General features: G+C 72.5%; 21 protein-coding genes. 5 read left to right on the forward strand and 16 right to left on the reverse strand.

Features of this window, described 5'->3' with window-relative positions:
* Nucleotides 1-94: 94 nt before the first annotated feature.
* The 4 genes from leuA to ACYVDO_RS15475 form a co-directional block, all read right to left on the reverse strand.
* Nucleotides 95-1,840 (reverse strand): 2-isopropylmalate synthase, encoded by a 1,746-nt coding sequence (leuA, locus tag ACYVDO_RS15460; protein ID WP_460937482.1) that lies wholly within the window; start codon nt 1,838-1,840, stop codon nt 95-97.
* Between the two features lie 204 nt (nt 1,841-2,044).
* Nucleotides 2,045-3,073 carry a 1-aminocyclopropane-1-carboxylate deaminase gene (locus ACYVDO_RS15465; protein WP_460937485.1) on the reverse strand — a complete coding sequence of 343 codons (1,029 nt, stop codon included), beginning with the start codon at nt 3,071-3,073 and terminating at the stop codon, nt 2,045-2,047.
* On the reverse strand, nt 3,070-3,744 hold the full coding sequence (locus tag ACYVDO_RS15470) for a GntR family transcriptional regulator (RefSeq protein ID WP_460937487.1): 675 nt from the start codon (nt 3,742-3,744) through the stop codon (nt 3,070-3,072). Before ACYVDO_RS15470 ends, ACYVDO_RS15465 begins: the two co-directional genes overlap by 4 nt.
* 67 nt (nt 3,745-3,811) lie before the next feature.
* Complete coding sequence (locus tag ACYVDO_RS15475; protein ID WP_460937489.1) at nt 3,812-4,303, reverse strand: hypothetical protein; 492 nt, start codon at nt 4,301-4,303, stop codon at nt 3,812-3,814.
* Between the two features lie 86 nt (nt 4,304-4,389).
* On the opposite strand from ACYVDO_RS15475, the gene ACYVDO_RS15480 reads away from it, so the two are divergent.
* A complete protein-coding gene (locus ACYVDO_RS15480) occupies nt 4,390-5,187 on the forward strand; it encodes a helix-hairpin-helix domain-containing protein (RefSeq protein WP_460937491.1) in 798 nt (265 codons plus the stop codon).
* A 3-nt stretch (nt 5,188-5,190) separates the two neighbouring features.
* Here the strand turns inward: ACYVDO_RS15480 and ACYVDO_RS15485 are convergent, their stop codons facing one another.
* Together ACYVDO_RS15485 and ACYVDO_RS15490 are read right to left on the reverse strand one after the other, a co-directional pair.
* Nucleotides 5,191-6,507 carry an MFS transporter gene (locus ACYVDO_RS15485; RefSeq protein WP_460937493.1) on the reverse strand — a complete coding sequence of 439 codons (1,317 nt, stop codon included), beginning with the start codon at nt 6,505-6,507 and terminating at the stop codon, nt 5,191-5,193.
* Entirely contained in the window at nt 6,504-7,193 is a 690-nt protein-coding gene (locus ACYVDO_RS15490) for a helix-turn-helix domain-containing protein (protein WP_460937495.1), read from the reverse strand. The genes ACYVDO_RS15485 and ACYVDO_RS15490 overlap by 4 nt, the downstream gene beginning before the upstream one ends.
* A gap of 194 nt (nt 7,194-7,387) precedes the next feature.
* Between ACYVDO_RS15490 and ACYVDO_RS15495 the strand changes: the two genes are divergently transcribed.
* Both ACYVDO_RS15495 and ACYVDO_RS15500 read left to right on the forward strand, forming a co-directional pair.
* Nucleotides 7,388-8,287 carry a GNAT family N-acetyltransferase gene (locus ACYVDO_RS15495; RefSeq protein WP_460937497.1) on the forward strand — a complete coding sequence of 300 codons (900 nt, stop codon included), beginning with the start codon at nt 7,388-7,390 and terminating at the stop codon, nt 8,285-8,287.
* 75 nt (nt 8,288-8,362) lie between these two features.
* Nucleotides 8,363-10,423 carry an acyl-CoA dehydrogenase family protein gene (locus tag ACYVDO_RS15500; protein WP_460937499.1) on the forward strand — a complete coding sequence of 687 codons (2,061 nt, stop codon included), beginning with the start codon at nt 8,363-8,365 and terminating at the stop codon, nt 10,421-10,423.
* A gap of 103 nt (nt 10,424-10,526) precedes the next feature.
* Here the strand turns inward: ACYVDO_RS15500 and ACYVDO_RS15505 are convergent, their stop codons facing one another.
* The 8 genes from ACYVDO_RS15505 to ACYVDO_RS15540 form a co-directional block, all read right to left on the reverse strand.
* Nucleotides 10,527-11,048 carry a hypothetical protein gene (locus ACYVDO_RS15505; RefSeq protein WP_460937501.1) on the reverse strand — a complete coding sequence of 174 codons (522 nt, stop codon included), beginning with the start codon at nt 11,046-11,048 and terminating at the stop codon, nt 10,527-10,529.
* A gap of 320 nt (nt 11,049-11,368) precedes the next feature.
* Nucleotides 11,369-12,403 carry an aspartate-semialdehyde dehydrogenase gene (locus ACYVDO_RS15510; protein ID WP_460937503.1) on the reverse strand — a complete coding sequence of 345 codons (1,035 nt, stop codon included), beginning with the start codon at nt 12,401-12,403 and terminating at the stop codon, nt 11,369-11,371.
* Between the two features lie 44 nt (nt 12,404-12,447).
* The gene (locus ACYVDO_RS15515) at nt 12,448-14,322 is read right to left on the reverse strand and encodes a BCCT family transporter (RefSeq protein ID WP_460937505.1); all 1,875 of its coding nucleotides are present in this window, start codon (nt 14,320-14,322) and stop codon (nt 12,448-12,450) included.
* 297 nt (nt 14,323-14,619) lie between these two features.
* Complete coding sequence (gene era / locus ACYVDO_RS15520) at nt 14,620-15,618, reverse strand: GTPase Era (protein WP_460937507.1); 999 nt, start codon at nt 15,616-15,618, stop codon at nt 14,620-14,622.
* Nucleotides 15,615-16,988 (reverse strand): hemolysin family protein, encoded by a 1,374-nt coding sequence (locus ACYVDO_RS15525; RefSeq protein ID WP_460937509.1) that lies wholly within the window; start codon nt 16,986-16,988, stop codon nt 15,615-15,617. Before ACYVDO_RS15525 ends, era begins: the two co-directional genes overlap by 4 nt.
* An 11-nt stretch (nt 16,989-16,999) precedes the next feature.
* On the reverse strand, nt 17,000-17,467 hold the full coding sequence (gene ybeY, locus ACYVDO_RS15530) for an rRNA maturation RNase YbeY (RefSeq protein WP_460937511.1): 468 nt from the start codon (nt 17,465-17,467) through the stop codon (nt 17,000-17,002).
* The gene (locus tag ACYVDO_RS15535) at nt 17,445-18,572 is read right to left on the reverse strand and encodes a PhoH family protein (RefSeq protein ID WP_460937513.1); all 1,128 of its coding nucleotides are present in this window, start codon (nt 18,570-18,572) and stop codon (nt 17,445-17,447) included. Before ACYVDO_RS15535 ends, ybeY begins: the two co-directional genes overlap by 23 nt.
* A 24-nt stretch (nt 18,573-18,596) precedes the next feature.
* Complete coding sequence (locus tag ACYVDO_RS15540; RefSeq protein ID WP_460937515.1) at nt 18,597-18,947, reverse strand: histidine triad nucleotide-binding protein; 351 nt, start codon at nt 18,945-18,947, stop codon at nt 18,597-18,599.
* Between the two features lie 75 nt (nt 18,948-19,022).
* Between ACYVDO_RS15540 and ACYVDO_RS15545 the strand changes: the two genes are divergently transcribed.
* Both ACYVDO_RS15545 and ACYVDO_RS15550 read left to right on the forward strand, forming a co-directional pair.
* Nucleotides 19,023-19,571 carry a SigE family RNA polymerase sigma factor gene (locus ACYVDO_RS15545; protein WP_460937517.1) on the forward strand — a complete coding sequence of 183 codons (549 nt, stop codon included), beginning with the start codon at nt 19,023-19,025 and terminating at the stop codon, nt 19,569-19,571.
* Nucleotides 19,568-20,722, forward strand: coding sequence for a Gmad2 immunoglobulin-like domain-containing protein (locus ACYVDO_RS15550; RefSeq protein WP_460937519.1), 1,155 nt, complete (start codon nt 19,568-19,570; stop codon nt 20,720-20,722). Before ACYVDO_RS15545 ends, ACYVDO_RS15550 begins: the two co-directional genes overlap by 4 nt.
* A 4-nt stretch (nt 20,723-20,726) precedes the next feature.
* Here the strand turns inward: ACYVDO_RS15550 and ACYVDO_RS15555 are convergent, their stop codons facing one another.
* Both ACYVDO_RS15555 and ACYVDO_RS15560 read right to left on the reverse strand, forming a co-directional pair.
* Complete coding sequence (locus tag ACYVDO_RS15555; protein WP_460937521.1) at nt 20,727-21,470, reverse strand: 16S rRNA (uracil(1498)-N(3))-methyltransferase; 744 nt, start codon at nt 21,468-21,470, stop codon at nt 20,727-20,729.
* Between the two features lie 9 nt (nt 21,471-21,479).
* The gene (locus ACYVDO_RS15560) at nt 21,480-22,301 is read right to left on the reverse strand and encodes a YidC/Oxa1 family membrane protein insertase (RefSeq protein ID WP_460937523.1); all 822 of its coding nucleotides are present in this window, start codon (nt 22,299-22,301) and stop codon (nt 21,480-21,482) included.
* Between the last annotated feature and the right edge of the window lie 68 nt (nt 22,302-22,369).

Consider the following 22,369-nt stretch of genomic DNA (forward strand, 5'->3'; position numbering starts at 1 on the left):
CAGGCGCGAGCTCCGCCGCTGGGCCGCATCCCTGCGACCACCACCGCTCGGCGAAGGGCGTGCCGTGGGCCCCTGCCCCACGGCACACCTCACCTCACGCGGTGGCGGACTCCCGCTCGGCGCGGTTGACCGCCGAGAGCACCGCGGTCAGCGACGCCTTGACGATCGAGGCGTGCAGTCCGACGCCCCACAGCACGCGGTCGCCGACGGCACACTCCACGTACGCGGCCGCCTTGGCGTCACCGCCGGCGGACAGCGCGTGCTCGGCGTAGTCGAGCACCCGCACGTCCACCCCGAGCGTCGACAGTGCGTCGATGAAGGCGGCGATGGGGCCGTTGCCGCTGCCCTCGACGGTGACCTCCTGGCCGTGGTCGAGCATGGTGGCGGTGATGCGGTCGACGCCGCCGTCCTCGGTGATGAGCGAGTGCGTCACCGGGGTGAACCGGCCCCAGGTGTTCGCGCCGCCGTCGACCGCCGGCAGGTACTCGTCCTGGAAGGCGTCCCACAGCTGCGCGGCACTGACCTCGCCGCCCTCGGTGTCGGTCTTGGCCTGGACGACGCCGCTGAACTCGATCTGCAGGCGGCGCGGCAGGTCGAGCTGGTGCTCCTTCTTGAGCAGGTAGGCCACGCCGCCCTTGCCCGACTGGCTGTTGACGCGCACGACGGCCTCGTAGGACCGGCCGACGTCATGCGGGTCGATCGGCAGGTAGGGCACGCCCCACACCAGCTCGTTGATCGACTTCCCGGACGAGACCACCTGGCGCTCCATGTCCTCGAAGCCCTTCTTGATCGCGTCCTGGTGCGACCCCGAGAACGCCGTGAAGACCAGGTCGCCGCCCCACGGGTGCCGCTCGGCCACCGGCAGCTGGTTGCAGTGCTCCACCGTGCGACGGATCTCGTCGAGGTCCGAGAAGTCGATCTGCGGGTCGATCCCCTGGCTGAACAGGTTCATGCCCAGCGTCACGAGGTCGACGTTGCCGGTGCGCTCGCCGTTGCCGAACAGGCAGCCCTCGATCCGGTCCGCCCCGGCGAGGTAGCCGAGCTCGGCGGCGGCCACGCCGGTTCCGCGGTCGTTGTGCGGGTGCAGGCTGACGACGATCGACTCGCGCCGCTCGAGGTGGCGGATCATCCACTCGATCGAGTCGGCATACACGTTCGGCGTCGCCATCTCGACCGTGGCCGGCAGGTTGATGATCATCTTGTGGTCCGGCGTCGGGTCGATGACGTCGGCCACCTCGTTGCAGATCCGCACCGCGAAGTCGAGCTCGGTCCCCGTGTAGGACTCGGGGCTGTACTCGTAGTAGACGACGGTGTCCGGGACGGTCTCCTCGAGCTTGCGGCACAGCCGCGCCGCCTGGAGCGCGATGTCGACGATGCCGTCCTGGTCGAGCCCGAAGACCACCCGGCGCTGCAGCACCGACGTCGAGTTGTAGAAGTGCACGATCGCCTGCTTGGCGCCGCGGATCGCGTCGAAGGTGCGCTCGACGAGGTGGTCGCGGCACTGCGTCAGTACCTGGATCGTCACGTCGTCGGGGATCATGTCGTCCTCGATGAGCATGCGCACGAAGTCGTAGTCGGTCTGGCTCGCCGACGGGAAGCCAACCTCGATCTCCTTGTAGCCCATGCGCACGAGGAGCTCGAACATCCGCTTCTTGCGGTCCGGGCTCATCGGGTCGATCAGGGCCTGGTTGCCGTCGCGCAGGTCGACCGCGCACCAGCGCGGCGCCTTCTCGATGACCTTGGTGGGCCAGGTCCGGTCGGGCAGGTCCACCGCGATCTGGTCCTGGAACGGCACGTACTTCGCGACCGGCATACGCGACGGCTGCTGGGGGTGGATCATGATGTCTCGCCTATCGATTCGCTGGGGTGGCCCGGTGGGGCCTCAGCCGGCAACGCGAACTCCGCGACGAGGGGCGGCTGATCGGTCAGGCCCCGCCGCGGCGGCGAAGAAGGAGGCGCGAGGAACGCACGCGTCGAGGGTATGCCGCGTGCGCGGCATCCGTCCAACGTGCGGTTCCCGGCGCCCACGATCCGGACAGCGACGTCACGACGAGAAGGGGAAGATCCCGGAGTAGGCGTTGAGCGCAGGCTGGCCGCCGAGGTGGGCGTAGAGCACGGTCGAGTCCCTGCCGATCTCGCCGGAGGTCACCAGGTCGACGAGGCCGGCCATCGACTTCCCCTCATAGACGGGGTCGATGATCATCGCCTCGAGGCGCCCGGACAGCAGGATCGCCTCCACCGTCGACTCGACCGGGATGCCGTACCGGTCGCCGGCCCAGCCCTCGAGCACCGTCACCTCGTCGTCGCGCAGGTCGCGCTCGAGCCCGATGAGGGCCGCCGTGTGGCGCGCGATGCGGTCGACCTGGGCACGGGTCTTCTCGAGCGTCGCCGAGGCGTCGATGCCGATGACGCGGCGAGGACGCCCGCCCGCGTCCTCGAGCGCCGCGAACCCCGCGACCATCCCGGCGTGCGTGGAGCCGGTGACCGTGCAGACCACGACCGTGTCGAAGAAGACTCCGAGGTCCCGCTCCTGCTCGGCCACCTCGTACGCCCAGTTGGCGAAGCCCAGGCCGCCCAGCCGGTGCTCCGACGCCCCGGCCGGGATGCCGTACGGCGTGCCGCCGCCCTCCTCGACCTCGCGCAGGGCGTCCTCCCACGAGGAGCGGATGCCGATGTCGAAGCCGTGCGGGTCGAGCCGGCTGTCGGCGCCCAGGATCCGCGACAGCAGCAGGTTGCCGACCTTGTCGTTGACCGGGTCGTCCCAGTCCACCCACTTCTCCTGCACCAGCCGGCACCTCAGGCCCAGCTTGGCGGCGACGGCGGCGACCTGCCGGGTGTGGTTCGACTGGTAGCCGCCGATGGAGACGAGGGTGTCGGCGCCCGAGGCCAGGACGTCGGGGACGATGTACTCGAGCTTGCGGGTCTTGTTGCCGCCGAACGCCAGACCGCTGTTGCAGTCCTCCCGCTTGGCCCAGAGCTGGGCTCCCCCGAGGTGGGCGGTGAGCCGGTCGAGCCGGTGGACCGGGCTCGGTCCGAAGGTCAGCGGGTACCGGTCGAAGTCGTGGATGCTCACAGCGTGCCTCCGGTGGCTCGGTCAAGGAGTGGGACGAGGGTCTGCCAGGTGAGGGTGCTCGCCCGGGCGGCGGCATCCGGGTCGCGGGCCGTGCAGGCCGCGATGAGCCGATCGTGCAGCCGCACCGACCCACGGGCGTCGAGCGAGCCGAACCGCAGCCGCTCGACGCGCCGAAGCAGCGGGGTGTACTGCTCGAGCACGTCGCGGACCGCCTCGTTGCCCGCGGCACGCACCGGTATGCCGTGCAGCTCGTCGTCGGCCGCGAGCGCGGCCTCGGCGTCGCCGCGCCGCAGGGCACGGGCGAACCGCCGGTTGGCCTCGGCCATCTCGGCCAGGTCGTCGGCGCTCAGTTGGGCCACCGCCGCACGGACCGCGACCTCGTGCACGGCAGCCACCACCGCCTGGGCGTCGCGGGTCGCCCGGGCGTCGAGCGACGTCACCCGCGTGGAGCGCCCGGGGGTGGCGGTGACGAGACCGGACTGCTGGAGGCGCAGGAGCGCCTCGCGGACCGGGGTCCGGCTCACGCCGAGCCAGGCAGCCAGCTCCTGGTCGCGGACCACCTCGTCGGGCTCGAGGGTCCCGTCCACGATCGCGCGCCGGAGCCGCTGGTAGACGTCCTCGCGCAGCAGTTGGCGCAGCGGGCCGGGAGCGGTCACAGCGGGGACGGGCACGCGATATATTGCATATCAACCCTTACGGTCGCGTCAAGCGTGCAACCGGGTCACGTGTGCGGTCGCGTCACGCGGCGGCCCGGCGGACCAGCCGGACGAGCGCCACGAGGATCGCGATCGAGGCCCCGACGATGCCGATGCCGAGGAACACCCTCGCCACCAGCTCCCAGTCGAAGCCGCCCGGGGCGAAGTGGACGGGGAAGACCTGCCACAGCCGCACCATCGCGACCAGGCCGACGACGTTCTGCACCCCGTCGCCGAGGGCACGCAGCCAGGGCGGGTCGCTCACGGCATACACGAGGTTGGCGACGAGGCCCACCACGATGGAGGCGTTGACCCAGCCGAGGACGAGCCGGGTGTCGGCGGTGAGGAACGGCACGGCGTCCCAGCCGGGCCACCAGTTCACCGCCACCAGCATGAGGGCGTTGACGACGGCGCCGACGGCGTAGCCGACCCGTCGCTGGCCGCGGGTCGGGGGTGTCCGGGTCTGGGGCGTCCGGGTCGGGGACGTGCTGGTCTGGGACGTGCTGGTCCGGGGTTCGATGGTGGGGCTCGTCATGGTGCACCTCCGCGTCTGTCCAGTCCCACTGGACCGCCGCGAGGAGGTGGGCGACAGTGCCGAAGGTCCGTCGGTAGGTTCGGCGCATGATGATCCGCCCCGACACCCTCGCGGCCATCAAGGCCGGTGCCGTCGACCTGGCGTTCCGCCGCTGGGACCGGCCGCGCGTGCTCGTGGGCACGCGGCTGCGCACCCGGGTCGGGCTGCTCGAGGTGACGAGCGTGGACCAGGTCGCCCCCTCGCGGATCACCGCCGCCGAGGCACACCGCGCGGGTGCGCCGTCCCTCGCCCAGCTGCGGGGGATGCTGGCGGCGAAGGCCGACCGGCCGGTCTGGCGGGTGGGACTGCGGTATGCCGGCGCCGACCCCCGCGAGGAGCTCCGGGCTGCGGTGCCGGACGACGAGGAGGTGGCCGCCATCAGGCGGCGGCTGGACCGGCTCGACGCCGCGTCGTCGATCGGGCCGTGGACCCGGGCGACCCTGGGCGTCATCGACCGCTCCCCCACCGTCCGTGCCCCTGAGCTCGCGGCCGAGCTCGGGCGGGACACCCCCTCCTTCAAGCGGGACGTCCGCAAGCTCAAGGAGCTGGGCCTCACCGAGTCGCTCGACATCGGCTACCGGCTCTCGCCCCGGGGGGCGGCCGTCGTGGACGCCGAGGCCGGGGCACCCAGGACCGACCGGGCGGTGGCTCCGGAGGGCACGCCGCTGCCGCGGATCGGGGCCCCTGCCACGCGCGCGCTGCGGGCCGAGGGCATCTGGACCCTGGAGCAGGTCCGCGCGCTCCGGGAGGACCAGCTCGCCGCGCTGCACGGCGTGGGCCCGATGGCGCTCCGGCTGCTGCGCGACGCGCTGGCCGAGCACGGCTGGGACTTCGCCGCAGGGTGAGCCTCAACCGCCTGCTGCGGAGCTGGCGACGGGCTCGGGAACCTCGAGGTAGTCCATGCCGCGGGTCGAGGCGATCGGCGAGCGGACCAGCCAGGCGAAGGCGAGCGTCCCACCGACCGCCGCGACGACCAGGGTGGGCCGGACGCCGATCGCGTCCCCGAGCAGCCCACCGACCACCGCGCCGAGTGGCCGGATGCCGTAGTTGACGGTCGAGAACGCGCCGGTGACCCGGCTACGGACGGGGTCGGGCGTGACGGCAGCCATCACCGCGTTGAGCGGGACGTCGAAGCACATCACCCCGAAGGCCGACACGAACTCCACGAGGGCGAGCGCCCCCACGCGCGACCACACGGGACCGCCCGCGAGGGGCAGGGCGGCGAACGGGGCGGAGAAGAGGACGGCTCCGGCGATGATCGTCCGGCCCATGCCGAAGCGCCTCGACAGCCGCCCGGCCGCCACCGTCCCGAGGAGGCCCCCCGTCGCGCCGATCCCCAGGGCGAGCCCGATGAGCCCCGCCGACAGGCCCAGCTCCCGGCTCGCGAACAGCACGAGCAGGGCGCTCACCATGAGGTTGAAGAAGTTGATGGTGGTGGCGCACAGCAGCGACGGGCGCAGGTACGGGTGGCGCACGACCAGCGCCATGCCGTCCCGTGCCCGGCGCAGCAGGGAGCCGGCCGGGGCCGGGTCGACGGGGAGGTCGCGGACCCGCACCCGCCCGATGAGGACGGCGGACACGAGGAACGACGCGGCGTCGACGAGCATCGCCACCGGCGCCGTGAGCGCCTGGATCAGCCCACCGGCGACTGCGGGCCCGGCGACGAAGGACGCGGAGCGGGTGGCGCTGAGCAGGCTGGTGGCCTCGACGTACTGGTCGCGGCGCACGAGGCCGACGAAGAAGCTCGGGTAGGAGGTCTGGTAGAGCACCTGCCCGAGACCGGCGACCAGCGCGACGGCGAAGAGCTGGGTCAGGGTCACGAGCCCGAACCAGTGCGCGAACGGCAGGCTCAGCAGGACGGCAGCCCGCAGGAGGTCGGCGAGGACGAGCAGGCGGCGCTTGCGCTCGTGGTGGTCGACCCAGGTGCCGATGAACAGTGACACGAGGTTGGGCGCCCAGACCGCAGCGGTGAGCAGACCCACCGTCCGCGCCTCCGCGTGCAGCGTGGTGACCGCGATCAGCGGCAGGGCCAGCTCGGTGATGCGGTCACCGAACTGGGAGATCCCCTGGCCGGCCCAGTAGGTGGCGAACCGGCGGTCGCGCCAGAGCGGGCCGCGGTCGAGCGCGGCCGCGGCCACCGGCGGACGGCCGCGACCCGGGCTCACGTGCGGGCCTCGGCCTCGGGCGCCTCCGGGTCGGCCCCCTCGGGGTCGGCCCCCTCGGGATCGGTTCCCTCGGGATCGGTTCCCTCGGCGTCGGGACCCTCGGCGTCGGGACCCTCGGCGTCGGGACCCTCGGGGAGGACGTAGCGCAGCATCCGGACCCGTCGCGCCCCCTCGGGCCGCTCCCCCGCGCCCTTGCGCAGGACGTAGGGCGCGAGCACGTGCTCGATCGCCGCCTCGACCTCGGCCAGCTCGTCGGCGGTGACCTCGACCGTGGTGTTCGACAGCCCCGCCGAGCGGCGCCAGTCGACCTCCAGCAGCGGCTCCACCTCGCGCGCCCAGCGCTCGGGCAGCCCGGCCGCCTGCTCCATGATCGTCCGCTCGAGCACGGTCGCCGCGTCGAGACTCGCCTCGTCGGTCGCCGCGAAGCGGAAACCACGCCCGACCGCCTCCCACCAGCGCTGACGGCCGTCGGACTCGACGTCGGCGTCGCGGACCAGGCCGTGCTCGGCGAGGTGGCGCAGGTGCCAGCTCGTCACCGACGGCGTGGCCCCGACGAGGGGGGCCAGCGCCGTCGCGGTGCTCGGGCCGTGGCCCTGGAGCCGGCTGAGGATGGCGAGCCGGACGGGGTGGGCCAGCGCCCGCATCCCCCGGGGGTCGAGCTCGACGTCGCCGTACGGGTTGGCCACGACCGACCCCCTCGCTGATGTGAGAGAACTGTTTCGAGAGGACTCTCCCACGATCTCCCCGCCGCGTCGAGAGGTCAGAACACGGTGAGGTCGGTCCGATTCGTCAGCATGTCGCGACCTCTCGACGGGGACCCGGGCCCACGGCATACGAAAACGGCGTGCGGTCACTCCCCCGGACCCGGCACCATGCCGCCATGGCACTCCCCGACGGGTTCACCGCCCGCCCCCACCAGCCGGCCGATGCGCGGGCGGTCTTCGAGGTCGTCCACGCCGCCGAGACGCACGACATCGGCGAGGCCGCGATCGAGCTCGAGGACATCCAGGGCGACTGGGCGCGCGCCAGCTTCGACCTGGCCACGGAGAGCATCGGCGTGTGGCACGGGGAGCGGCTCGCTGCCTTCGGCGAGGTCTTCAAGGGTCGACGCGCCGACTCGTCCGTGCACCCGGACTACCGCGGGCTGGGTCTCGGCACGTTCGTCGCGGACTGGGTCGAGGAGTGCGCCCGCGCCCGCGGCTCGCGGCTCGTCGGGCAGACCGTCCCCGGCGGCAGTGGTCCCGAGGAGTTCTTCAGGGCCCGCGGCTACCGCGAGGGGTGGACGTCGTGGGTCCTCCAGCTGCCCGCCGGCGACAGCATCGAGCCGCAGCCGCTGCCGCAGGGATATGCGTTGCGCGAGTTCGTGCCCGGCGATCGGGACGGGCGGATCGCCTTCCAGCTCATCGAGGACGCCTTCAACGAGTGGCCTGACCGCGACCCGTCGAGCTACGAGGACTGGGCGCCGCGCGGGCCGCTGCGCCCGGGCTTCGAGCCGTGGCAGATCCGGTTCGTCACGGACGCCGCAGGCGCGGAGGTCGGGGTCTGCTACACGATCCTGGCCGGGGACACGGGCTACGTGGACGCCATCGCCGTCCGCGGCGACCAGCGGGGGCTGGGGCTCGCGCGGGCCCTGCTGGTCGACGCGTTCGAGCGGGCCCGCGACCACGGCGCCACGCGCAGCGAGCTGTCGACCGACTCCCGCACCGGTGCCCTCGGCCTCTACGAGCACGTCGGCATGCACGTCACCCAGACCTGGCGGCACTGGATGACCGACCTCTGAGGGACCGTGCAGGGCCGCCTCCGGGCTTTCCCTTCCTCCACGAGGGGGCGAGACTGGGCCCAGGGAGGCGATGTCATGAGCAGTGACGTCCGGCAGGGAGCAGATCAGGCGGCAGGCCAGCCAGCGGCCGGCCAGCCAGCGGCGGGCCAGCCAGCGGCGGGCCAGGGGGCGGTGGGCCAGGGGGCCGGTCCCGCGCCGGGTCCTGCAGCAGGGACGACCCCGCGGGTCGACGCCAGCGAGAGGGAGTCCCGGGCCGTCGCGGAGGAGGCGCGCGAGACCGACTGGCAGCGGCCCAGCTTCGCCAAGGGCCTCTACCTCGGCCAGTTCGACCTCGGGCTGGTGCACCCGCACCCTCGCGGCAGCCGCGAGGACGAGGCCCGCGGCGAGGAGTTCCTCGCCCGGCTGCGTGAGGTGTGCGCCGGCATCGACGGCTCCCGGATCGAGCGCGACGCGAGGGTCCCTGACGAGGACCTCGCGCGGCTCGCCGAGATCGGCACGTTCGGGATGAAGATCCCCCGCGAGTACGGCGGCCTCGGCCTGACCATGTCGGCCTACGGCAAGGCCCTGATGCTGATCGGGTCGGCACACCCGAGCCTCGGGGCGCTGGTGTCGGCGCACCAGTCGATCGGCGTGCCGGAGCCGGTGAAGCTCGTCGGCACCGCGGAGCAGAAGCAGGCCTTCCTCCCCCGCTGCGCGGCCGGCGCCATCTCGGCGTTCCTGCTCACCGAGCCGGACGTCGGCTCCGATCCCGCGCGGATGGCGAGCACGGCGACCCCCACCGACGACGGCACGGCATACCTGCTCGACGGGGTGAAGCTCTGGACCACCAACGGCGTCGTCGCCGAGCTGCTCGTCGTCATGGCGCGGGTGCCCGAGCACGACGGGCAGCGGGGCGGCATCACCGCGTTCGTCGTCGAGGGCACGGCCGAGGGCATCACGGTAGAGCGGCGCAACTCCTTCATGGGCCTCAAGGGGCTCGAGAACGGGCTGACGCGGTTCCACCAGGTGCGGGTCCCCGCGGAGAACCGGCTCGGCAAGGAGGGCGAGGGCCTCAAGATCGCGCTCACCACCCTCAACGCCGGGCGGCTGTCGATCCCCGCGATGTGTGCGGCCGCGGGCAAGTGGTCGCTCAAGATCGCGCGCGAGTGGTCGGCCGCGCGGGTCCAGTGGGGCAAGCCGGTCGGTGAGCACGGCGCGGTCGCGGAGAAGCTGGCGTTCATCGCCGCGACGACCTACGGACTGGAGTCGGTGCTCGAGCTGTCGGCGCAGCTCGCCGACGCCGGCAGCAAGGACATCCGGATCGAGGCGGCGCTGGCCAAGCTGTGGTCGAGCGAGATGGCGTGGCGGATCGCCGACGAGCTGGTGCAGGTCCGGGGCGGACGCGGGTACGAGACGGCCGAGTCGCTGCGCGCGCGAGGCGAGCGGGCGGTGCCGGCCGAGCAGATGCTGCGCGACCTGCGGATCAACCGGATCTTCGAGGGCTCGACCGAGATCATGCACCTGCTCATCGCCCGCGAGGCCGTCGACGCCCACCTCAAGGCGGCCGGCGCGCTGGCGGAGAAGGACGCGACGCTCGAGGACAAGGCGCGGGCCGCGGCCGGGGCCAGCGGTTTCTACGCGAAGTGGCTGCCGCAGCTCGTGGCCGGCAAGGGTGACGTCCCGACGTCGTATGCCGAGTTCGGCCACCTCGCGCGGCACCTGCGGTTCGTCGAGCGGTCCAGCCGCAAGCTGGCGCGGCAGACGTTCTACGGGATGTCGAGGTGGCAGGCGGGGATGGAGTACCGGCAGGCGTTCCTCGGCCGGGTCGTCGACATCGGCGCCGAGCTGTTCGCGATGACCGCCGCGTGCAGCCGAGCCGAGATGCTGCGGACCGACGACGAGGCCCGCGGGCGCTCGGCCTACCGGCTCGCCGACACGTTCTGCGAGCAGAGCCGGCTGCGGGTCGAGGCGCTCTTCACCGCCCTGTGGTCCAACACCGACGACGACGACCGGCGGCTGGCGAAGGGCGTCCTCGCCGGCGACTACGCCTGGCTCGAGGAAGGTGTGCTCGACCCGAGCGAGGGCACCGGTCCGTGGATCGCCCCGTGGTCACCCGGGGCCAGCGAGGCCGAGTCGGTCTGGCGCGCCGTCCGCTGAGCCCCCCCGGGCCGAATCTTGGCCCAACCTCCGCTGTGCTGGTGAACCTTCACCCGCCAGCCGGATCTTGGGCCAAGATTCGTGCGCCTGGTGGGACGTCGCCTCAGGAGCAGGTCGCCGACATCTTGTCGAAGGACACGACCGGCTCGAGCGGGTTGACCGCGTTGTATGCCACGTGCGCCACCTCGTGACCCACCTCGAGGTGGGTCACGCCGCTCGCGTCGACGGCCGACAGGCTGAACGAGGCCGTGAACGTGTCGTTGCTGTTCTTCTCGTTCACGTTGAAGTTGCCCCACACGGTGACCCGGCCGCTGTAGGTCAGGCCGGTGGAGGGCTGGACGAAGGACCCGGTGCCCTCGGTCGTGAAGGTCCCCCAGACCTCGTCACCGGCGGGGAAGTAGGTCACGTGCATGACCGAGTTGCCGGTGATGGTCGGCGAGATCGTCTCACCGGTGCAGAAGTCGGTGTCCCCCGTCTCGGACCACGTGCCGTGCTGGTGCGACGTCTCCGTGACCGTGTGCCCGGTCCCCCCGGCAGCTGCGAGCGCGGGCACGGCCTGGAAGGCGACCGTGGACAACCCCACCGCAGCCCCCGCCACCACGACCCGCCACATTCGTCGTTCCACAATGAGCTCCTCGCGACTGTGCGGCCGACGCGCCCGTCGCGCGCCGGTCCGCCCGTCCACGGAACACCCGTCGAGGGTTCCCCGGTACCCGCACAAGGAGCAGGGACGAAACGGTCACATCGCGTATGCGCGGGGTGCCGTTTGTCACGGGTCGACCGTTCTGCGCGTCTCGCCGGCGCGTCTGCACCCTGCCCGCTCGTCTGCGCACAGATCCGCGTCCCAGTGCGCAGAGAGCGGATCCGCGCGCAGTGACACGCTCGTCTGTGCGCAGACCAGCGTGTCGCGCGCGGAGGACCGCGGCAGCTGCCGCGCCGCAGGCGTCAGCGGCGCTTGAGGAGCTCCTCGGCGATCTGGACGGCGTTGAGGGCAGCGCCCTTGCGCAGGTTGTCACCGACGACGAAGAGCACGAGGCCCCTTCCCTCGGGTGCCGACTGGTCGACCCGGACGCGGCCCACGAACACCTCGTCGCGACCGGCGGCCTCGAGCGGGTTCGGGACGTCGCTCACGACGACACCAGGCGCGCGGCCGAGCAGCTCGAGCGCCTGCTCGGGGCTGAGGTCGCCGGAGAACTCGGCGTGGATCGCCAGGGAGTGCCCGGTGAACACGGGAACGCGCACGCAGGTGCCGGAGACGCGCAGGTCGGGGATGTGCAGGATCTTGCGCGACTCGTGGCGCAGCTTCTGCTCCTCGTCGGTCTCCAGCGAGCCGTCGTCGACGATCGAGCCGGCGAGCGGGATCACATTGAAGCCCACGGGAACCGCGTACACGTTCGGCTCCGGCACGGCGACCGCACGGCCGTCGAGCGCCAGTCCGCGGGGGTCGCCCGCGGCATACCCACCACGCAGCTGGGTGTCGAGCTCGGCCACGCCCTTGCCGCCGGAGCCGGACACGGCCTGGTACGACGCGACGGTGAGGCGCACGAGCCCGGCGGCCTCGTGCAGCGGCTTGAGCACCGGCATGGCGGCCATGGTGGTGCAGTTCGGGTTGGCGACGATGCCCTTGGGGATGGTGTCGAGGTCGTCGGCGTTGACCTCGCTGACCACCAGCGGCACGTCGGGGTCCTTGCGCCAGGCGCTGGAGTTGTCGACGACCGTGGCACCGGCCGCCGCCACCCTGGGCGCCCACTCCTTGGAGGTGGACCCACCGTTGGAGAACAGCGCGACGTCCAGGCCGGAGAAGTCGGCCGTCGCGGTGTCCTCGACCGTGACGTCCTGGCCCCTCCACGGCAGCGTCGAGCCCGCCGAGCGCGCCGACGCGAAGTAGCGCATCTCCTCGACCGGGAAGCCGCGCTCGTCGAGCAGCGCGCGCATGACCGAGCCGACCTGTCCTGTGGCCCCAAACACTCCAACTCGCATGGGACCAAGGATAGGTCGGCTCGGACGGTGGCCCGGTCAGCGGCTCACGATGTGGCTGGTTCCTCCCGGCCCGTGGCAGGAGTGGAGGTGCTCGGGGTCGGGTCGTCGCCCGTCGCGCGGGTCGAGGTCGTCGAGGTGGTCGACGTCGTCGACGTGGTGGTCGTGGTCGTCACGAGGTCACCCACACCCTCCCCGGGTGCAGCCTCCTCGAAGGTGAGGGTGAAGTCGTCGCCATGTTCGGTGACACCCGCGACCACCGCCTGCTCGACGGCGGCCACGGCATACGCCCGGCGCACGATGAGCGGGTCGTTGCTCAGGTCCTTCACGAGCGCCACGGCCAGCCCGACCATGACCAGCAGGAACGGCAGGGCCGCCACGATGGTGATGTTCTGCAGGCCGGAGAGCGCGTCCTCGCCACCGACGAGGAGCATGACGGCACCGACGGCACCGGTCGCGGCGCCCCAGAAGATGACGGTCTTGCGGGTCGGTGCCAGCGTCCCGCGCTCGGAAAGCGTCCCCATGACGATCGAGGCGGCGTCGGCGCCGGACACGAAGAAGATCGCGACCAGCAGCATGACCACGACGGACGTGACGGTCGACAGCGGCAGGTGGCCGAGCATCGCGAAGAGCGACGCCTCGGACGAGCCCTCGCCCGCGAGGTCGGTGCCACCGCGCTGCAGGTCGATGCCGGCGCCACCGAAGATGGCGAACCAGACGAGCGACACGACGCTCGGCACGAGCAGCACACCGGTCACGAACTGGCGGATGGTGCGGCCACGGGAGATGCGCGCGATGAACATGCCGACGAACGGGGTCCAGCTGACCCACCAGGCCCAGTAGAAGATCGTCCAGCCGGACAGCCACTCCTGCATCGCGTCGCCTCCGGCGGCGTCGGTGCGGGCGGACATCATCGCGAGGTCCTGGAAGTAGGAGCCCACCGCGGTCGGCACGAGGTCGAGGATGAAGACCGTCGGGCCGACGACGAACACGAAGACGGCGAGCACGAGCGCCAGCACCATGTTGATGTTCGACAGCCACTGGATGCCCTTGGCGACACCGGAGACGGCGGAGAGGATGAAGCACACGGTCAGCACCGTGATGATCGCGACGAGGACGCCGTTGCCGACCGTGCCGATGCCCGTGACGATCTCCAGGCCCGAGCCGATCTGCAGGGCGCCGAGGCCCAGCGAGGCGGCGGAGCCGAAGAGGGTCGCGAAGATGGCGAGGATGTCGATGACCTTGCCCGCCGGGCCGTTCACCCTCTTTTCACCGAGCAGGGGCGCGAAGGCCGAGCTGATGAGCAGCGAGCGCCCCTTGCGGAAGACGCCGTATGCCACGGCGAGCCCGACGACCGCGTAGATCGCCCACGGGTGCAGGGTCCAGTGGAAGAGCGTCGTGGCCATCGCGGTCTGCACCGCGTGCTCGTTGCCCGCGGCGCCGGTGCCGGGCGGCGGCTTGACGAAGTGCGACAGCGGCTCGGAGACGCCGTAGAACATCAGGCCGATGCCCATGCCCGCGCTGAACATCATCGCGATCCACGAGACCGTCCTGAACTCCGGCTCCTCGTCGTCGCGACCCAGCGGGATGCGGCCGAACTTGCCTGCGGCGAGCCAGATCACGAACAGCACGAAGCCGGAGGCCACGAGGGCGAACAGCCAGCCCATGTTGTGCACGACCCAGCCCAGGCTGCTGCCCGAGGCGGTGCTGAGGGTGTCGGTCGACAGGAATCCCCACAGCACGAAGCCGATCGCGATGACGGCGGTGACGCCGAAGACGACCGAGTCGAGCCGCTGCGGCTCCTGGGCGAGGTGCTCCTCGATCACCGGGTCGAGGGCGGGGTGGAGGGGTTCGAGGGTGTCGGTCTCGTGCCTGGCCCCACCGGGGCCGGCCGGACCTGTCTTGGTCAGCTGTGTCGTCACGTGGTGTCCGGCACGCGGGCGTGCCATTCCTCCGTCGTTCTCGTCGGTTGCGTATCAAAACGGTTACGGGCCAGCGAACTACTGTGCCGACACTGCGCGCGCGAGACAAATCTTGGCGGCGCCGTATGCCGGGTGCGAGCGGTTGATGCGCAACTTTCCCCTGTGCCGCAATAAAATTCGCCGACGTGACCTTCGCCACGGCAGCCATCCCGACTTCGGGCGACTCGACCCTCGACGGGGCGCCGCGGACCGCGGCTCAGTGACCCGGAGTGCGAGGAACGTGACGGAGAGCCGGGGTCAGAAGCCGAGGCGCTGGAGCTGCTTGGGGTCGCGCTGCCAGTCCTTGGCGATCTTCACGTGCAGGTCGAGGTACACCTTCTGGCCGAGCAGCGCCTCGATGCCCCTCCGCGCGTTGGTGCCGACCTCCCTGAGCCGGGAGCCACCGCGGCCGATCACGATGGCCTTCTGCGACGGCCGCTCGACGAACACGTTGACCCGCACGTCGAGCAGCGGCCTGTCGGCGGGACGCCCCTCGCGGGGCACCATCTCCTCCACGACGACGGCGAGCGAGTGCGGGAGCTCGTCCCGAACCCCCTCGAGCGCGGCCTCGCGCACGAGCTCGGCGATCATGACCGCCTCGGGCTCGTCGGTGAGGACGCCCTCGGGGTACAGCGGGCCGGGCGACGGCGGCAGGTGGGACGACAGCAGCCGCGCCACGTCGTCGACCTGCGTGCCGTCGGTCGCCGAGCAGGGCACGATCTCGTCCCACGACCCGAGCCGGTCGATGGCGATGAGGTGCTCGGCCAGGTGTTGGCGGCCGACGAGGTCGGTCTTGGTCGCGATGGCGACGACCGGCTTGCGCTTGGCGCGCTGGACCTCGGCCAGCTCCCGGGCGATGAAGGCGTCGCCCGGGCCCGGCTTCTGGTCGGCGGGCAGGCAGAACCCGATGACGTCCACCTCGAGCAGGGTCTCGCGGACGACGTCGTTGAGCCGCTCACCCAGCAGGGTCCGGGGCTTGTGCAGCCCCGGGGTGTCGACGAGGACGAGCTGGGACCGGTCGGTGGTGACGATGCCGCGGATCGTGTGCCGGGTCGTCTGCGGCTTGGAGGAGGTGATGGCCACCTTCTGCCCGACGAGTGCGTTGGTCAGGGTCGACTTGCCCGCGTTCGGGCGTCCGACCAGGCAGGCGAAGCCGGCGACGTACCCGCCGGGCTGCTCACCGGCATACCCTCCGGCATCTTCGGCGCCTCCGGTGGAGGCGGGGGCGCGGCCACCCGTGGACCCGTTGCGGCTCATGACACTCCTTCGCGCTCGGGCTCCACCGTAGTGCCCCCCGGCCGTGCGGTCTGACGCGCCGGGGATGAGGTCCCCGAAGCGGACCCGTGCCCGTCGGCCTCGCCGCCTGCGTCGCCGCCGACCCGCACGGGCTGGACGATGACGCTGGCGATCCGGTGCCGTCGGCCGGCCATCCGCTCGGCGGTCAGCCGCAACCCGGCCACCTCGCAGCTCGAGCCCACGATCGGCACCCGTCCGATCATCTTGCCGATGAGACCGCCGACGGTGTCGACCTCCTCCTCGTCGATGTCGACGTCGAACAGGTCGGCGAGGTCGTCGATGTCCATGGTCGCGGGCACGCGGACGGACCCGTCGCCGAGGTCCTCGACCCCCGGCGCCTCACGGTCGTACTCGTCGGAGATCTCCCCCACGATCTCCTCGAGGATGTCCTCGATCGTCACCAGGCCCGCCGTGCCGCCGTACTCGTCGACGACGACCGCGAAGTGGCTCTGGTCGTGCTGCATCTCGCGCAGCAGGTCGTCCACGGGCTTGCTCTCCGGGACGTAGTGCATCGGGCGCATCTGCACCGTGACCGGCAGCGAGGCGGCCTCGGGGTCGGCGTTGACCCGGCGCGCGACGTCCTTGAAGTAGAGCAGCCCGAGGATGTCGTCCGACCCCTGGCCCACGACGGGGATGCGCGAGAAGCCGGACCGCAGGAACAGCGACATCGCCGAGCGTAGGGTCTTCTGCCCGTCCACGGTCACCATGTCGGTGCGGGGCACCATCACCTCGCGGGCCACGGTGTCGCCGAGCTCGAAGACGGAGTGGATCATCTGCCGCTCGTCGGCCTCGATGACAGCGCTCTCCCCCGCCAGGTCGACCAGGTCGCGCAGCTCGGACTCGCTCTGGAACGGCCCGTCGCGGTAGCCCCGACCGGGCGTCACGGCGTTGCCGAGCGCGATGAGCACCCGGGCCACCGGGCCGAGGATGCTGCGCAGCCCGATGATGAGCGGCGACGCGAGCAGCGCGACGGTGTCGGAGTGCTGACGGCCCAGGGTGCGCGGCGAGACGCCCACCACGACGAACGACACCAGCGCCATGACGCCGATGGCGACGAGCAGCCGGGTCCAGAATCCGTCGACGAGGTCGATGGTGCCGAGCGTGATGAGGACGGCCGTCGTGGCCTCCGCGACGACGCGCAGGAACGCCGTGACGGACAGGTATGCCGCGGAGTCGGCGACGATGCGCGCCAACGACTTCGCGCCGGTGCGGTTCTCGTCGAGCAGCTCCTGGGCGCGGACGCGCGAGACCTTCCAGATCGCCGCCTCGGCGGCGGACAGCAGGAAGGCGACCGCGATCGACAGCAGGGCGGCGACGACGACCCCGGTCACGGCTCCCCCGTTCAGGTCGAGGGCCGGCCGCGGCCGGCGAGGAAGGTCAGCAGCAGCTGGCGCTGGAGCTCGAACATCTCCCGCTCCTCGTCCGGCTCGGCGTGGTCGTAGCCGAGCAGGTGCAGGATGCCGTGCGTCGTGAGCAGCAGCAGCTCCTCCTCGGTCGCGTGACCGGCCTCCTTGGCCTGCCGGGCCGCCACGCTGGGACAGAGCACGATGTCGCCGAGGACGCCCTCCTCCGGCTCCTCACCCTCACGCCCGGGCCGCAGCTCGTCCATGGGGAAGCTCATGACGTCGGTCGGCCCCGGCAGGTCCATCCACTGCACGTGCAGGACCTCCATGGCCGGCTCGTCGACCAGCCGCAGGCACAGGTCGGCGCCGGGGTGGACCCGCATCTGGGTCAGGACGTACTTCGACAGCGCCACCAGCTCGAGCTCGTCGAGCCGGTAGTCGGTCTCATTGAGGACGTCGATGCTCACGCTGCCCACGTCCTCCCCGGTCGCGGCCGCCGCCGGCCTGCTGGCTGCGGCCACCGCCGACCTGCTGGCCGCTGCCCTGCTGGCCGCTGCCCTGCTGCTCGTCGTCCCAGCGGCCGTAGGCGTCGACGATCGCGCCGACGAGCCGGTGCCGGACGACGTCCTGCGGGGTGAGGACCGAGAAGTGGATGTCCTCGACGTCGGCGAGGATGTCGCGGACGACCCGCAGGCCGGACCGCGTCCCGTCGGGCAGGTCGACCTGGGTGACGTCACCGGTGACGACCATCTTGGAGCCGAAGCCGAGGCGCGTGAGGAACATCTTCATCTGCTCGGGCGAGGTGTTCTGCGCCTCGTCGAGGATGATGAACGCGTCGTTCAACGAGCGGCCACGCATGTAGGCCAAGGGAGCGACCTCGATCGTCCCGGCCGCCATGAGCCGCGGGATCGACTCCGGGTCGACCATGTCGTGCAGCGCGTCGTAGAGCGGTCGCAGGTACGGGTCGATCTTGTCGTTGAGCGTGCCAGGGAGGAACCCGAGCCGCTCCCCCGCCTCGACCGCGGGCCGGGTCAGGATGATCCGGTTGACCTGCTTGGCCTGCAGCGCCTGGACGGCCTTGGCCATGGCGAGGTACGTCTTGCCGGTGCCGGCGGGCCCGATGCCGAAGACGATCGTGTGCTTGTCGATCGCGTCGACGTAGTGCTTCTGGTTCAGGGTCTTGGGGCGGATCGTGCGACCGCGGTTGCTGACGATGTTCATGGTCAGCACGTCGGCGGGCCGCTCGACGGTCTGCGCCCGCAGCATCTGGATCGAGCGCTCGACGGCGTCGCGGTTGAGCGGCTGGCCGCCCTCCATTACCGCGAGCAGCTCGTCGACCGTGCGCTCGGCGAGCGCCACCTCGGCGCTGGGCCCGGACAGGTGGAACTCGTTGCCCCGCACGTGGATCTGCAGCTGCGGGAAGGCCCGCTCCATCGTGCGCAGCAGCTCGTCGCGCGGACCCAGGAGGGTCACCATCTGCACCTGCGGCGGGATCACGACGGTGTGCGTGGGGACTGGGCGGCCCTCGTCGGCGTCAGCGCCCAGTGAGGTCGAATGATCAGCGTCTGCCATGGTCCGTCCAGTCTACGGTGCGCCTCAGCCGGGCGGCCACGTCATTGCCCGGCCGCCCAGCACGTGCACGTGGGCGTGGAACACGCTCTGCTGCGCGCCTGCCCCGGTGTTGAAGACGCTGCGGTACCCGAACCCGTCGATCCCCTCCTGCTCCGCGACCGCGCGCACCGCGGCGAAGAGGGGAGCCACCTCGTCCGGCGCCTCGCGCGCGAGGGTGCCGACGTCGGGCACGTGCACGCGCGGGATGACCAGGACGTGCGTGGGGGCCTGCGGCTCCAGGTCGCGGAACGCGACGGTGTGCTCGTCCTCGCGCACCACGTCCGCGGGGATGTCGCCCGCGAGGATCTTGCAGAAGATGCAGTCGGCGTCGGCCATGCCCCGAGATTAGCCACTCCGGCGCGTCAACCCCCGGGTCGACCAGCGCGTCAACGGGGCGTGGGACTGTTGGGCGTGGCCGTACGCGACCGGAGCGACGAAGGGCACCCGGGCGCCGATGAGGGTGTCCGGGAGCTGTATGCCGCCCACTGGACCGGCCTCGTCCGGCTGGCCTGGCTGCTCCTGCGCGACGACCTGGCGGCCGAGGAGGTCGTCCAGGAGGCCTTCGTCGCGGTCCACCGCCGGTGGGACAGCCTGCGCGACCCCGCCAGCGCCGCCGCCTACCTGCGCCGGGCCGTGGTCAACGGAGCCCGGTCGGGCCTGCGCCATCGCGGGGTCGAGGAGCGCCACCTCGCCCGCGAGCGCGCCGACGCCGGGGTCCCGGGCCGGGGCACCGAGCCGAGCGCCGAGGACCGGGCGCTCGGGTCCGAGTCGAGGCGGTCGATGGTCCGGGCGCTGGGCGACCTGCCGCAGCGCCAGAGAGAGGTGCTCACCATGCGCTACTACCTGGAGCTGAGCGAGGCCGAGATCGCCGAGGCCCTCGGCATCTCCCCCGGCTCGGTCAAGGCCCACGCCCACCGCGGGCTCGCCGCCCTGCGCGACCGGATGGAGGCGCGCTCGTGAACCGCCGCACGCCGACCCCCGACCCCCGCTTCGACCCCCGGCTCGAGCCCGACGAGCTGCGCCGGCTCGAGGACCAGCTCCGCACCGAACTGACAGAGGAGACCCGCAGTGTCCGACCACCAGACCGCCTCGAGGCGATCCTGCACCAGGCCCGAGAGGCTGGCCCGGTGAGCGCGCGCGGAGGCCACGGCCCACGCCGCTGGCTCGTGCCCTTGGCCGCCGCGGCTGCCGTCGCAGCCATCATCGGCGGCGTCTGGTGGGCCGGTCAGGACAGCTCCACCCGGACCGCCACACCGGCGACGAGCGGGACCACGGCGCCGCAGTCGTCCTCGGCCCCGTCGTCGAACAGCAGCTCGCCGACGACCGGCACCACCTCGGCGACCACCGTCCCGGGCGCGGTGAGCCTGCCGGTCTACTTCGTCGGCCCCCAGGGCGGTAGCAAGCCCACCTGGAAGCTGGTCCGCGAGTTCGTCAGCCGGCCGACGTCCGGCTCCGACCCGGCGGCTCGTGCCAAGGCCGCGCTGGTCGAGGCCATCCAGCCTCCGCAGCTGGCGGGCGCCGACGCGTACCTCCGCCCGTGGTCGGGCCAGACGATCGCCACCGTCACGGTCGCGCCGAAGCTCATCACGGTCGACCTCGTGACCGCCGGCGACCCCCAGGCGGCGCCCACGGCGGAGCAGCGCAGGCTGGCCGTCCAGGAGCTCGTCTGGACCGCGCAGGCCGCGGTGCAGAAGGGCAACGTGCCGGTGCGGTTCACCGTCCAGGGTCGCGACGCCAGGCTCTTCGGCTCGATCCCGACCGCGGGCCGGACCTTCACCCGGCCACCGTCGGACCGCCTGTACGAGGACCTGGCCGCCATCTGGGTGACCTCCCCCACGCGCGACCAGGTGCTGCCCGCGACCACGGCGGTCACCGTGAGCGGCCAGGCGATCGTCTTCGAGGCGACGGTCAGCTGGGAGCTCGCCCGCGACGGCACCGCGGTGAAGAACGGCCACACCATGGCGTCGGTCGGCGCACCCGAGCAGGGCACCTACTCGATCCCGCTCGGCACGCTCACCCCGGGGAGCTACGCGATCCGGGTGTTCGAGGTGAGCCAGGCCGACGGCCAGGGGGTCACGGCGCAGCGGACCGTGCCGTTCACCGTCCGCTGACGGCTCAGCGCCAGCGGCCGGCCGCGCTCAGCACCGCGAGCGCGGCCGGCCCTGCGCTGGAGGACCGCAGCACCGTCTCGCCCAGGCGCACGGCGACCGCACCCGCCGCCTCGAGCGTGGCCACCTCGTCCGGGGTGATGCCGCCCTCGGGCCCCACGACGACGAGCACGTCGCCGCCGGTCGGCAGGGCCTGGGCCGCCAGGCTCGTGGTCGCGTCCTCGTGCAGGACGTAGGCCGCGGCCGCGCCGGCGACTCGGCTCGCGAGGGCCTTCGTCGTGGCGAGCTCGGCGACGACGGGCACCCGGACCCGGCGCGACTGCTTGGCCGCGGCGGCGACCGTGGCCACCCACTTGGCCCGAGCCTTCTCCCCCCGCTCACCCCGCCACTGCACGATGCACCGGGCGGCCTGCCAGGGGACGACCTCGTCGACACCGCACTCCGTGGCCGCCTCGACGGCCTGGTCGTCCCGGTCCCCCTTGGCCAGGGCCTGCACGAGCACGAACCGCGGCTGCGGCTGCGGGACCTCCTCGACCTCGAGCACGCGGAGGTCGAGCTCGGCGCGGCCGGCGGCCGTGACCTCGCACAGCAGCCGCCGGCCTGCGCCGTCGGCGAGCAGGACGCGCTCACCCGCGCCGATGCGCCGGACCGTGGCGGCGTGCCGTCCCTCCGGCCCGTCGAGCACGACCGCGGTCCCGGGGACCGCGGAGTCGACGAGGGCCGGGTCGACGAGGAAGAGCGGGAGCGTCACCCGCCCAGCCTAGGCAGTGCGCTGCTCCCCACGTCGGGCTGCACGCCGCTGCGCCGCCGGTGAGCCCGGTGTCGGCGCGAACCGCCAGACCAGGCCCTGCTGGGCGAAGGTCCACAGGTTGCTGAGGAACCAGTACGCGACGAGGCCGGCGGGCACCACCCAGGCCGCGGCCAGGACGCCGACGGCCCCTGCCGCGGGCAGCCACCGCTGGGCGGCCACGAGCAGCTCGGGCTGGCCGGTCGGGTCGGTCATGGGCACGGTGAACCACCGCGACGTCGCCCAGGAGAGCAGCGCCGAGCCGAGCGCGACGGCAGCCAGCAGGACCAGGCCTTGCGGGTGCGAGGGCAGCTGCCCGAGCCGGCTGGACAGGTGCACCCCGAGGACCGACGCCGACGCCGCTGAGGCCACGAGGCCGGCGTCGAGCGCGCCCAGGGGATGGCCGGCGGTCACCTGGCTGACGACGCGGTAGAGCGCGAGCAGGAGCGGCAGCTGGAGCAGCGCCGGGGCCAGGCCCCACGACGCCACGCCGTGCTCCGCGTGGACCGCCTTGCGTTCGGCACGCAGGCGGCGCAGGCCCTCGGCGTCGAGCCGGCCGGCATACCGGGCCTGGAGGGCGAGCAGCTGTGGTCTGGCGTGGGCCCGCGCATGGCTGTCGCGGACGCCGCGCACGACGAGGGGGACGGTCACGCCGCGCACGGCCACGACCAGCAGGGCGAGCGCGGCGAGCCAGGCACCGGCCGAGCCGGGGGCGAGGCCGAGGGAGGTGGCGAGGGTGTGGGCGCCGGCGAGCACGGCGGCGAGGACATGGCTGACAGGGTTGATCGGGTTCATGGTCGAGCTCCTTCGCCCGGGACCGGGCGGACGGTGTGGTCAGGTCGGCGGAGCCGTCCGCACACCGG

The sequence above is a fragment of the Phycicoccus ginsengisoli genome (assembly GCF_054779295.1).

Coding starts and splice junctions, on each gene's coding strand:
- ACYVDO_RS15540 (WP_460937515.1), bottom strand. CDS start 18,947: ATGGCCGACGCCGACTGCATCTTCTGCAAGATCCTCGCGGGCGACATC.
- ACYVDO_RS15475 (WP_460937489.1), bottom strand. CDS start 4,303: ATGACGAGCCCCACCATCGAACCCCGGACCAGCACGTCCCAGACCAGC.
- ACYVDO_RS15535 (WP_460937513.1), bottom strand. CDS start 18,572: ATGGCAGACGCTGATCATTCGACCTCACTGGGCGCTGACGCCGACGAG.
- leuA (WP_460937482.1), bottom strand. CDS start 1,840: ATGATCCACCCCCAGCAGCCGTCGCGTATGCCGGTCGCGAAGTACGTG.
- ACYVDO_RS15495 (WP_460937497.1), top strand. CDS start 7,388: ATGGCACTCCCCGACGGGTTCACCGCCCGCCCCCACCAGCCGGCCGAT.
- ACYVDO_RS15500 (WP_460937499.1), top strand. CDS start 8,363: ATGAGCAGTGACGTCCGGCAGGGAGCAGATCAGGCGGCAGGCCAGCCA.
- ACYVDO_RS15480 (WP_460937491.1), top strand. CDS start 4,390: ATGATGATCCGCCCCGACACCCTCGCGGCCATCAAGGCCGGTGCCGTC.
- ACYVDO_RS15510 (WP_460937503.1), bottom strand. CDS start 12,403: ATGCGAGTTGGAGTGTTTGGGGCCACAGGACAGGTCGGCTCGGTCATG.
- ACYVDO_RS15560 (WP_460937523.1), bottom strand. CDS start 22,301: ATGAACCCGATCAACCCTGTCAGCCATGTCCTCGCCGCCGTGCTCGCC.
- era (WP_460937507.1), bottom strand. CDS start 15,618: ATGAGCCGCAACGGGTCCACGGGTGGCCGCGCCCCCGCCTCCACCGGA.